Origin of the sequence: Deinococcus depolymerans (assembly GCF_039522025.1) — a bacterium.
Classification (GTDB): Bacteria; Deinococcota; Deinococci; order Deinococcales; family Deinococcaceae; genus Deinococcus; species Deinococcus depolymerans.
The window spans coordinates 56,964-67,832 of record NZ_BAAADB010000012.1 but is presented as its reverse complement, the minus strand read 5'-3'; the positions used below and the strand labels follow the sequence as shown (position 1 = coordinate 67,832).

At 70.8% G+C, this 10,869-nt stretch carries 13 protein-coding genes; 12 read left to right on the top strand and 1 reads right to left on the bottom strand.

Annotated elements, in window-relative coordinates; genetic code table 11:
• Positions 1-2: 2 nt before the first annotated feature.
• The 7 genes from ABDZ66_RS07530 (at position 3) to ABDZ66_RS07500 (ending at position 7,764) form a co-directional block, all read left to right on the top strand.
• Positions 3-2,351 carry a hypothetical protein gene (locus ABDZ66_RS07530; RefSeq protein ID WP_343757452.1) on the top strand — a complete coding sequence of 783 codons (2,349 nt, stop codon included), beginning with the start codon at positions 3-5 and terminating at the stop codon, positions 2,349-2,351.
• The gene (locus ABDZ66_RS07525; protein WP_343757451.1) at positions 2,348-3,694 is read left to right on the top strand and encodes a hypothetical protein; all 1,347 of its coding nucleotides are present in this window, start codon (positions 2,348-2,350) and stop codon (positions 3,692-3,694) included. Before ABDZ66_RS07530 ends, ABDZ66_RS07525 begins: the two co-directional genes overlap by 4 nt.
• 25 nt (positions 3,695-3,719) lie before the next feature.
• Positions 3,720-4,379 carry a hypothetical protein gene (locus tag ABDZ66_RS07520; protein WP_343757450.1) on the top strand — a complete coding sequence of 220 codons (660 nt, stop codon included), beginning with the start codon at positions 3,720-3,722 and terminating at the stop codon, positions 4,377-4,379.
• Positions 4,376-5,722, top strand: a complete 1,347-nt coding sequence (locus ABDZ66_RS07515) for a hypothetical protein (protein WP_343757449.1) — start codon at positions 4,376-4,378, stop codon at positions 5,720-5,722. Before ABDZ66_RS07520 ends, ABDZ66_RS07515 begins: the two co-directional genes overlap by 4 nt.
• Before the next feature lies 1 nt (position 5,723).
• Positions 5,724-6,479: a hypothetical protein gene (locus ABDZ66_RS07510; RefSeq protein ID WP_343757448.1), complete on the top strand. Its 756-nt coding sequence runs from the start codon at positions 5,724-5,726 to the stop codon at positions 6,477-6,479.
• Between the two features lie 83 nt (positions 6,480-6,562).
• Positions 6,563-7,009: a hypothetical protein gene (locus ABDZ66_RS07505; RefSeq protein ID WP_343757446.1), complete on the top strand. Its 447-nt coding sequence runs from the start codon at positions 6,563-6,565 to the stop codon at positions 7,007-7,009.
• Positions 7,006-7,764: a hypothetical protein gene (locus ABDZ66_RS07500; RefSeq protein WP_343757445.1), complete on the top strand. Its 759-nt coding sequence runs from the start codon at positions 7,006-7,008 to the stop codon at positions 7,762-7,764. Before ABDZ66_RS07505 ends, ABDZ66_RS07500 begins: the two co-directional genes overlap by 4 nt.
• 288 nt (positions 7,765-8,052) lie before the next feature.
• Here the strand turns inward: ABDZ66_RS07500 and ABDZ66_RS07495 are convergent, their stop codons facing one another.
• Positions 8,053-8,277 (bottom strand): hypothetical protein, encoded by a 225-nt coding sequence (locus tag ABDZ66_RS07495; RefSeq protein ID WP_343757444.1) that lies wholly within the window; start codon positions 8,275-8,277, stop codon positions 8,053-8,055.
• Positions 8,278-8,469: 192 nt separating this feature from the next.
• On the opposite strand from ABDZ66_RS07495, the gene ABDZ66_RS07490 reads away from it, so the two are divergent.
• Genes ABDZ66_RS07490 through ABDZ66_RS07470 form a run of 5 tightly spaced genes read left to right on the top strand, consistent with a single transcriptional unit; the run spans position 8,470 to position 10,812 of the window.
• Complete coding sequence (locus ABDZ66_RS07490; RefSeq protein ID WP_343757443.1) at positions 8,470-8,763, top strand: hypothetical protein; 294 nt, start codon at positions 8,470-8,472, stop codon at positions 8,761-8,763.
• The gene (locus ABDZ66_RS07485) at positions 8,750-9,184 is read left to right on the top strand and encodes a hypothetical protein (RefSeq protein WP_343757441.1); all 435 of its coding nucleotides are present in this window, start codon (positions 8,750-8,752) and stop codon (positions 9,182-9,184) included. The genes ABDZ66_RS07490 and ABDZ66_RS07485 overlap by 14 nt, the downstream gene beginning before the upstream one ends.
• A complete protein-coding gene (locus ABDZ66_RS07480; RefSeq protein ID WP_343757440.1) occupies positions 9,174-9,461 on the top strand; it encodes a hypothetical protein in 288 nt (95 codons plus the stop codon). Before ABDZ66_RS07485 ends, ABDZ66_RS07480 begins: the two co-directional genes overlap by 11 nt.
• Positions 9,458-10,207 carry a lysozyme family protein gene (locus tag ABDZ66_RS07475; protein ID WP_343757438.1) on the top strand — a complete coding sequence of 250 codons (750 nt, stop codon included), beginning with the start codon at positions 9,458-9,460 and terminating at the stop codon, positions 10,205-10,207. The genes ABDZ66_RS07480 and ABDZ66_RS07475 overlap by 4 nt, the downstream gene beginning before the upstream one ends.
• Entirely contained in the window at positions 10,204-10,812 is a 609-nt protein-coding gene (locus ABDZ66_RS07470; protein WP_343757437.1) for a hypothetical protein, read from the top strand. The genes ABDZ66_RS07475 and ABDZ66_RS07470 overlap by 4 nt, the downstream gene beginning before the upstream one ends.
• Positions 10,813-10,869: the final 57 nt, after the last annotated feature.

Genomic DNA, 10,869 nt, shown 5'->3' with positions numbered 1-10,869 from the left:
GCATGCCGTTCATCCTCCAGCGCCGCCAGTCCGGACGCGCAGAACTCCGGCATGAGGCCCGCGCGACCAGCGCCGCAACCCTCCAACTGCTGCACGTCGCGCGCGGCGGCTGGAGCGGGTACCAGGAACTCACGCACGTCGCCGGCACGCGCCCGACCGGCACGGCCGAGCTGCTGCACGTCGCGCTCGCCTGGCGCCCAGCCCCAGGGCAGGACGCGCCGCCCACCCCGCAGGTGATCTACGGCACGGTCCCCACCACCGTCCGGGTCCGCACCAGTCTGGGCGACCCGGTCAGCGTGGAACTCAGCGACGACGGGACCGGCCCGACCGGCACGGTCACCCTGCCCGGCATGATCACCCCAGGGGAAGGCACTGTCACGGCGACCGTGGAAGTCCAGGGCAGCGGCGGAACGGCCGGCACTCGGGACGGCGTCTCTCAGCCTTACAGCGTCCGCACGTCCGTCCGGCAGGTCGTGCTGGATCTCGATGACCAGTGGGAAGTGGACGAAACCCTGGGCCAGGAGCGCACCACCGTCCGCGCGCACACGGCGGCCGCCGTCCGACTGGGCACACTGCGGCTGCCGGAGCTGGTGGACTTCGTCCGCAAGCCCACACCACGCCCGGAGCGCGGCCAGGACTGCCAATCCCGCCCGGAACCGCAGGCCATGCAGGTCTCAGCAGTCGTCGCACGCGCCGTCCAGGCCGCTGGCGTGTTCCTGTCGTTCGGTCCGAACCTCGACCCGCTTACGAGGGAAGTCTGGACCGAGTGGGACACGCCGTACAGCACGGCCGGCAAGACGCCTCAGCAGGTCCTCGACGACACATACCTCGCAATCGGCTGGCACCCCGTCATCCGCCGCTTCGGATCGTTCGTGCAACTGCTGATCCTCCCCCCTGGCGGCAGTGACGGGACACTGGACACCACGGGCGACGACCTGCTCAGCGGAGGCACCCGCCGACAGGAAAGCGCGCAACTCCCCGCCTCGGTCGTCATGACCGGCGCGGACCTTCTGGTCGACCTTCCGGATCTCGGCAACCTCATCCAGCTCGCCCCGGACCCTACCGGGTTCGAACAGGAGATCCTGCCCAACCTGCAGTGGCTCCGGAGCGCCCCCACCCCGGACGGAAAGGGAGAGGTGCGCACCGCGTACAACAAGGTTCTCGGCCAGATCGCCGGCGTGTACAACACGGTCACGCAGAACCTCACCGTGCGGGAACAGGTCAACGGCGAGCCGGTCACGCGGGAGTTCGGGCGCGTCCTGACCAGCGAGGAACACACCACCAGCACCTACCACCCGGCCTGCCGCGACATGCTGCTGCGGCAGGAAACCGTGAAACGCTCCTGGGGGTACACGGTCGCCACGCAGGTCCGCACGGAAATCACCGGCGCGTACGGCTTCATCAGCCCTGTGCCCGCCGGTGACCCGCTGGGCGAGGAAACCGAGCTGATCGAGCAGACCTGGAGCCCGGAAGGGTGGCTGCAATCCCGCATCAAGACGACCCGGAAGCTGTCCAGCGTCCAGCAGGCCAACCCGGACGGCGACCTGAGCGAACGGGGGCCGCTCGCGCCGTTCGAGTTCCTGGAACGGGTCCGGTTCGAGACGTTCCGACCGTCCGGGAGCGGCTGGCTGATGGAATGGCGGGAGAGCGGCGGCATTCCCATCCCGGTGTACGACGCGGACAGCTTCGACCCGGTCCGCCTCGGCGTACGCGGCGGCACGGTCACCAGCGGCGCTGAGCCGATGGACGCCGCGCCCACCCGCGTCACCTGCCCCGACCCGTGCAGCAAACGCCGGCGGGCCCTCCCGAACGCCGTGCAGGTCCGCGCGGACGCAGGCCGCCAGGGCACGGAAGTCACCCGGTCCGTCAGCTGGACCCGCGACCGTGGCCTGCTCGCCGCATACGCCCGCTGGGTCGCGGCGGACCTCGCCCAGCGGATCACTCGCACCCGGACCCTGATCGGCGTTCCGCCCGTCCTGCCAGGAATGGCCGCGCAGGACATGGACGGGCGAGGCCTGCGCGGCGTGGCGCAGAGCATCACCGTGCAGGTCGGCAGCGGGCAGGCCCGCACGGAAGTCGTCACGCACGAACCGCAGCCGCCGCGCCTGAGTGAACACGCCCAACAGCCTCCCCAGACGACCTACCGGGACATCGTCCTGTTCCGACAGGTGGGTGGCGTGACCGTCCAGCACTTCACCGGGCAGTTTGACGGGGACGCCCCGAGGTTCGAGAACGTCTTCGTTCGTGTGGCCGGCACGCAGTACCCCAGTCCGCTCGACGAACTCGAATGGATCGATGACCCCCGGTACGGCCCGACCGCCACCGGCAATTACGGTCAGGAGGCCCTGTGAACGACCGCGACAAGGCCACCCTGAAGCTGCTGCTGGGCCAGTGCTGCTGCCCGGACGAGCAGACGCCCAAGCCCAACGGTCCCGCCCGCCCCGCCGTGCACGGGCGGCCCATGGGCCGCCGTCCACCCGAGGCGGATGAGGACACCCCGTTCCTCACGGTCATTCCCTCCCACGCCACCGGCCAGCGCCCCAGTGACTTCGGGGTGCCGCACGTCCCCAGCACCGACCCGGACGGCCGCCCCACCCCCCGCACCGCAGCCCCCGGCCGCGTCGCCGCCGTCACGCTCGACACCGGCGAGGTCCGCCCCCTCACCGAACCCTTCCAGGTGGACCACCAGGCCCGCGAGATCCGCCTCGCCCCCATCACCACCGACCGCACCCTGCGCCGCGTCCGCGCCGACGGGGAACTCCTCACCCTCAACGCCCGCTTCTGGGAGTACGCCATCGGCACCCCCGACTGGGAATACGACCTCAGCCCCACCCTCGCCGCCAGCCGCGTCGAGGCCGTGCACGCCACCCTCGAACAGCGTGTCCTCACCTACGCCGGCGCGGAACGCCAGCAGCCCGGCCAGATCATCACCAGCACCCCCGCCCGCGTCGTCCGCTTCCAGTGGACCCGGCACGCCCCGCAGGAAGCGCAGGCGTTCCGCCTGCGCGCCCGCCGCGCCTCCTCCCAGGACACGGACGGCACCCCCCGCGAACGCATCGTGTGGGTCATCGACGCCCGCGTCACCCTCCCCGACGGCACCCCCACCTGGGAACCCATCGGTGTCCGCCCCACCTGGGCCCCACCCGTCAACGTCGCCGCCGACACCGCCCAGGACGCGTGGCCCTTCCAGCCCGGGCAGATCCTCGCCCTCCCCCTGCAGGACCTGTACGACCCGGCCCCCACCTTCGCCACAGGCGCCGTGTTCGACCGGTTCGTGTTCGCCACCGACCAGCCGCCCCTCCCGGCATTGGTGGACCTGAGCGGCCCACGCTGGCTCTCCCCGGACGGCCGCGTCCGCATCGACGGCCCCGCCAGCCGCGACCCCGCCACCCTCACCCCCCTCGACACCCTCGTCACACCCGCCGGGACCTTTCCCGGTCCCGGCAGCTGGGCCGCGTACCGGGGCGCGCACGGCGGCCCCGTCCTGCTGATCGACGTGGCCGGGACGGTCACGCGCGTCGACCTGCCGCCCGACGGGCCAGACAGGGCCCGGGCCGTTCCACTCCAGACCTTCCTGAACGGCCTGGGCGTGAGTGAACTCGACTGGTCCGGATTCGCGCGCACCGGACCGCTGTACAGCGCGTGGCCACCACATGAGGCGCTGACGCGCGACCCTGAAGCCATTGAAACCTGAAGCCACTCACCCGAAGGAGCACGTTATGGGACTGGCCCTGCGTGACTGGGACCCGTGGCGGGACGCCCGCGCCGAGGACTGGCGCGCCGCCCGCCTCGCCCGCCCCCGCACCCCACCGACCACCCCCCTCCCCCCGGACCGCGCACCGCCACCCCCTCCGCTGGGCGTGGCGGTGGTGGACGCCGTTCCCGGTGCGTCACGGGACGAACCCCTTCCCAGGGCGCACGCGCCCTGGTTGCGCCCCACCCTCGTCGAACGCTGGAACGCCCAGGCCCAGACGTGGGAGGCATCCCCCACTGCCCTGGCCATCCTCGCGCGGCGCAGTGCGTTCAGTCCGGCCGGGTGGCCCGACGAGATCGACGACCGCCGGAAGGTGCCGGGCAAGCTGCGCGTGACTTACCCCGCTGGACCACCGCTGCTCGACCAGCCCATGATCCGCGTCCTGACCGCGCGCGGCACCCTGCCCCCACGCCCCTGGCAGATCGACGGCCAGGACGTGGCCCTGCGCCCCCTCGGTCCGTACGCCCGGCCGAACACGGCCGGGCGGTACCCGCGTGGGGTGTACCCGCTCGCCGTGATCACCCCGCTGGTCAGCCCTCCCAATCAGCCGCTGACCTTCACCCTCGACCTGCGCGGCGGCCAGCTGATGGGGCTGCTGCTCGCGCTGACTGGAGTGCCCTCATGACCCAACCCGGCTCCCCGCCCGACCCCGCCCAGTGGACCTGGGTGGACCTCTTCGACCGGACCTTCCTCGGCCCGGACTACGCCGTCACCAGCAACGCTGGCGCCGGCGCCGCCATCACCGCCGGGGAACTCGTGCTCGGCCCCATGCCGCTCCAGAGCAACCCCGGCACCCTGCGCACCACCGTCACGCTCAGCGCCGGGCGCTGGCAGGCCCCGGACCTGCAACTGCAACTCGATCACCGCTGGGCCCCCACCGCCGGCACCCCCGCCCAGGCCCCGATCCTCGAACTCACCGTCGTCGGCGAGACGAAGAACCTCCGCTGGGACGGCGAGCACCTCAGCTGGGGCAACGTCATCCTCGGGACGGCCAGCGGCGTGCCGACCGCGAACGGCACCCCGTACCGCACCCGCCTGACCGCCGACCGCACCCAGGGCCGCCTGCAGGTCGAACGCAACGGCGACGGCCTGCTGGACGTGCCGCTCCCCGCCGACTGGGACGCCGGGATCGGCGCGGGCGGCACCGTGCAGGTCTCGCAGGCCTCCCGGAACGGCAGCGGGGACTTCACACAGGTCCGCACCTTCATCGGCAGCCTCGCCGTGCGGCGCGGGGACGGCACCGCCGACCTGAGCAGCGGCACCCTGAACGCCAGCGGCGGCCTGCGGCTCGGCGGGGAGTGGCGCTTCGCATCCGGCCCCCCGGACGACGGGGTCGGCAGTGACGGGGACGTCTGGGCGGACACGGACGGCAGCGGCCTGATCTACCAGCGTCAGGCCGGCACGTACCAACCCGTCACGCAACTCCTCGGCGCCCCAGGCCCGCAGGGCGAACAGGGGCCTCAGGGTCCGGCTGGCCCGCAGGGACCGGCCGGGCGTGACGGGGTGGACGGGCAGCCCGGCGAGCTGGTCGGCGCGGTGGCCGTGCCGCTGCTGCTCGGGGACGCCACGCCCGACGGGGGCCTGCTGATCCCGCTGAACCCAGGCGCGGGCAGCCTGATCGGGTCCGAGCTGCTCGGCGTGGATGGCCCTGCTGTGACCGTCGAGCACACCGGCGACGGAAACACCTGGACGTCCGTGACGTTCCCCTTCACCCTGACCGCCGGGGCGCTGCGCCTCACCCGCACCGACGACAGCGGCGTGGTGGCCGTCCTGCGCGCCCGGAGCCGGCCCGTTCAGGGTGGCGGGGGCGGGAGTGCCGGCCCGTTCACTGAGCAGTTCGACGCGCAGGGCTTCGTCACCCTCGTCGAAGCGCAGACCACCACTGACGGTGACGGGTTCGTGACCGTCACCAACGCGACCGCCACCGCCGACAGCGAGGGCTTCATCACCCTCGAAAGGACCACCTGACATGACCGAACCCCTGACCCCCAAGACCAGGCACCAGGCGCTCGAGCAGCGCGTCGCCCTCCTCGAACAGACCGGCGGGGCCGGCACGCCCGGCGGCGGCCTGGGCGGCAGCGTCCTCCCCGGGTACACGCCGCTGGGCACGCTGAGCGACAGCCTGACGGCGCGCAGCATGACGGCCGGAGCGACCGAACCCCGGACCGTCCGGACGCTGACGTTCACGCCGAACGGGAACCTGCGCCGCCCCGGCGCGTACCGCCAGGTGTTCCTGCCGGGCGTGACGAACCTCACCCAGGCGGACGTGGAGGAACTCGCGGTGCTGGCCCCCACCGGGAACTTCCCGCTGTTCACGCTCAACGTCGAGCCGTACGTGGGCGGCACGCTGATCACGACCCTGCCGTTCAGCTTCGGGCACACCGGGGACCGACTGGTCCTGCGGTTCGGGGAGGACCGAAGCGTGCCGGTGACGGCCGGGTTCGGGTACGACCACAGCCTGGACGTGGAGGCGCTGGACGGGAGCGGCGCCGTGGTGCCGGGCGTGGTGGGCGTGGAACTCGTGCCGGTGCCGGTGATCGCGACGCCGGGCATGATCGCGCCGACGGCGATGCCGCAGGCGCGCGTGCCGTCAGCGAGTGGCCTGCGGGAAGGACATACCGAGCTGCTGCTGACAGCAGGGAGTGCGCCGGTGCTGCGGGTGTGGCACGAGGGGCAGTGGTACGCACTGCCCCTGTCCGCTGAGCAGGGCGGCGTCGTGACCTGAGCGCCCGTAGACATCCCACCTGTTCCTGGCCCTCACCGTCGTCCGGCGCGGTGGGGGGCTTCCCCAGCCGGAGAGGAGCACACATGCACTTGATTCGACAGTTGAGCAGCTTCCTGCGCGTCCCGGAGCGCGTGACGCTGCTGTTCGCGGGCCGCGCGGACGGCACGGCCGCGCCCGTCTCGCCGGCCGACCCGCTGCCCGTTACCCTGGTCGGCAGCGAAAGTGCCGGCGCTGCGGCCGGCGCGCCGCTGCAGGTGACAGCGGCGTACGCGCCGCAGGTTCTGGCGCCCGGCGCGGAGCAGGCGCTGAGCGTCCCACCCGGCGCGAACCGCGCGTTGCTGCGCGTCTCGGCGGGCCGCGCGCAGTTTGGACTGCTGAACACCACGGACGCGCCCCTGGTAGGTGAGGGCGGCGGTCTGGACGACCTGCGGGACGCGCAGCTCGCGGCGCTGCGCGTCACCGTTGAGGAGAACGGCGCGGTTCGCGTGGACTACTGGCGGGAAGTTCTGCCCGCTATGGAGGGCGTGTGAGACCCACATTCTTCGATAGTGATGCGCGGCGTGGCCTGACCGCACTTCAAGGTGCGCTGGCACTGACGTTCGGTCGAGACCACCCGGTTCCCCTCTCGAACGGGTACGGCCCGGACTTGCGCGTCCCGGAGTTCGTGGCCTTCCAGAACGACGGCGGGTTCGAGACGGCTGGTGTGTGGGCGGATTTCAGCCCTGCCGCTGAGTCGTACCTGAGCGGCCTGCATGATTTCAACCAGAACGGGAACGGCGAAACGCGGCGCGGGTACATCTGGGAGGCCGACACGTCTACGTACCTGGGGAGCACCGCCCCGGCAACCGTGACCGGTGGGCAGTGTGTTGCGCATTTCGCTGTCCCGGTGCGGCTGCGTGCCGGTCGACCCTACCGGATCGCGTGGGCCAGCCAGGACGGTCCGGCGGCTGGCATGTCGGGGCAGAACAACAAAACCGCCCCGACCTATCCGGGGTTCACGGTCGGCCGCATGTACGACAACTACAACAACCGATTTAACCCGGCTGGGACAGATCTGCCACGCGGCAACCAGTATGGGTATCCGACCTGGGCACTGCTACTGGCCGGTGACGTCCAAGTGGCAGGCGTGACTGGCCGCTTGGGTCCGGGTGCGCTGCCTCGGTCGGCCGTGCCGCTGTCCCTGACAGACGGGCAGGCGTACATTCTGGCGGCGCCAGGGGGCGTGCCTGAACTACGCATGAAGGAGAATGGTGTCGAGTACGCGCTGGTCGGTACGCCCGTTTGATTCACGGCCCTGGCCTTGACTGCGTCAGCCGGTCAGTAGCGGACAACTCATACGGACTCCGATTGAATGGGTTGTAAAGCCAGTTCAATCCGAGCGAAGCGAGTGGGAGCCAAACGCCCCTCCGGACGTGGAACTGGCAATCCGGTGAAGGTTCGGATTGCCGGCGAAACAAAGGGAATTCGTATCAGGTGAAACGGCCACTCCGTGAGAGAAGCGGCCGTTGCTGGCGCAGGTCCAAGGTCCACACCAGGGGACCTACACGCCCATCAAAGCACGTCCCATTCGGCCTCATGGCCAGAGCGTCGCGTCCCACGTCCCGCTCTCGACGTCCACCCGCGACACCCGGACGTTCAGGCGAAGGGTCGGCTGGTGCCATACCTCCACTTTGCGCGGCACCCCTTCGTGCCACACGCGGTACTCGTCTACCCGGTACCGGAACACGGTCGGTCGGTCCAGTCCTCCGATCACCACTTGAAATCCTTGATGCTTGATCACGTTGAGCTTGTCCTGCACGCCGGGAATGATAATCGCTCCCACGTTACCTGTCCGCCCCAGCCTCCCGGCCTGGGGCGCGTTTCATTCATTGCCGGGCACGAGGTGATTCCTATGCGACGCAGGCCACTGGCCCTTCTTCTCGTCTGCGCGGTCCTGATTGGAGCCGCTGCGCTCCCCGCGCCGACCGTTCGCTCCTGCCGCCTGCAAGTGGTGCCCGACTACACGCTCGGCGTCACCTACCGGGCCTCGCTGCGCCTCGCGCCGGAGTGCCCGCCCGGCACTGTCATGCGCGTGCGCAAGTCCAGCACCACCAGTACTCGCCAGAGCGGCGCGCCCTACCAGCCGATCAAGCCCCTTCAGGGGGCGTGGGACGTGGGCATCCTCGCAAAGACCCCTGTGCCCCGAGAGGAACTGTGGACGCTGTACTCCTGGCGCTGGGAATACAGCCTGCCGGGCTCGCCGCAGCGGTGGCGGGCCGGGGAGGTGCTGCGTGCAGCCCCGTGACGCGTCCTTCTGGAATGGCGCCGTCTGGGCGCTGCGGATGAGCCTGGGCCTGGGGCACGTCGTGTTCGGCGTGATTGCCATCGTGCGGCCCAACCTGCCGCTGCTGTTCCAGGGGTACAGCGCGTTCGATGATTCGTTCGGGTTCAACCTGTGGGGTCTGTGGAACCTGCTGGCCGGGGCGCTGCTGTGGTGGGTGCCGACGCGGATTCCGTTCGGGTTGATCAGCACGGCGTTCAGCGCCTTCTGGATGTTCTGGGTGGGCAGCATGTTCTGGGAGGGCGCGGAGCTGGTGTTCGGCAGCGTCATGTTCTACGTGTTCGGCAGCGGCAGCATCTTCCTGTTCGGGCGGTCGCTGTGGCTGTGCATGGTGCGGGTGGCGTGGTTCCGGCGGCACGTGATGCGGGTGCCGCATGACCGATGAGCCGACCAAGGACGCCCTGGGTACGGCCATGACCTGGCTGGGTGGGGGTGGGGCGCTCGCGGCGATCGGGGTGCTGATCAAAGGCTTCGTGACTGGGACGGCTGGTCAGGAGAAGGAGATCCGGGACGCACTGGCTGAGGAGAATGCCCGGCTGCGAGTGCGGGCCCGGTACGCGATGGAGTGGCAGGACCTGTGCCTGCGCGCTCGGCGAGAGGCCGAAAAGCTCGGGTTCGACCCGGCCGGTTGGCCGGATGACCCGGAGGAGGACGAACCGTGACGTACTTGAATGCAGCACAGATTGATGCCGTGCGGCGCTGGCAGCCGCTGTACCTGGAAGCACAGGCGAAGATCGGGGTGCCGTGGGCGCTGCTGGCCGCGCTGCACTACCGCGAGTCGAACTTCGGGGTGCGCACGCAGCGGGTGGGCGGGCCGTTCCAGTTCGACCCGCCCCTCTCCCCCGCGCAGGTCCGGGCGTACGGGGCGCGGTACGGAATCTCGGACCTGACCAGCCCGGAGACGGACGTGCGGACGGGCGTGCTGTGCGCCGCGGCGTTCCTGCAGGGGAAGGTGGCGGCGCTGGGCCGCTCGGCGCTGACGCCGCAGAGTGGCGAGGAGGCCTGCGCGGATGCGGCGTGGTCGTACAACGGGCGCGCGTACGGCTCCTGGCAGAACAGCCCTTACGTGAACAACGACCCGCAGAAAGGGCGGCAGATGCACATCCGGGGCACCGTGCCCGACCTGAAAGACCCGCGTAAGCGCGTGCGGATCGATCAGCCGGACACGCGCCCCGGCGTGCTGGCTGTCATGCGTGAAGTGCGGGCCCGGCTGGCGCCACCTGCGCCGCTGGTCGCGCCGGAACTGCCGGATGCCAGGGACGTGGTGATGCTGGCCAGACCGGACGGGCAGTTCCGGCCGGTCACGCAGTCGCGGGTCGTGATTCCGTACACGGCCGTGCTGGGGTACAGCGGCGGGAAGTGGTGGATCCGCCCGGCGACCGCTGATGAAGTGAAGGCGGCGAAGTGAGGCGGGTCGTCCTGCTGCTGGCCGCGCTCGCCTCGACGTCCCTCGCGGCGGCGGCCGCGTTGCCGGTGACGGATCCCAGCAAGCTCGGCGGGGACGTGACGATCATGGCCGGAGCGGTGCTGTTCATCGTCCAGTTCCTGAAGCGGCAACTGGAGCGGAAGGGAATGAAGTTGCCCTGGTGGAGCACGCTGCTGCTGAGCGCGGTGGTGGGGCAGGTGCTGGCGGCGCTGCTGTTCTACAACGGCTACGGGGCGCGGTTCGGGTCGTCCGCGCCGCCGATGACGTGGATCACGTTCGGGTTGGTGTCCAGCGCGATCGCGGCCGGGTTCAAGGATTTCGCTTCGACACTGACTGAGCGCGGCCGCTCGACGGTCGTGGTGAATCAACCTCAGGTGCCACAGCCGCAGCCGCCTGCCGCGATGCCGCCGAGCGCACTGCCGGCAGACCTGGCGCCGCTGGACCCGAGCGCCTTGCCGGGGTTCCGGCCGTTGCTGGCCAGTGCGACGGTTGAGGACGTGCTGCGCTCGACGGGCGAGTGGCCTGCTGTGGCGGATCTGGATGACGCGCCGCTGGCCAGTAAGCGCCTTGACTATCGGACACCTTGAGCCGTTTGCCTCCCTGTCCATGCTGCGACTCTGGCCGTTCCTTGTGCCCTGAGATAT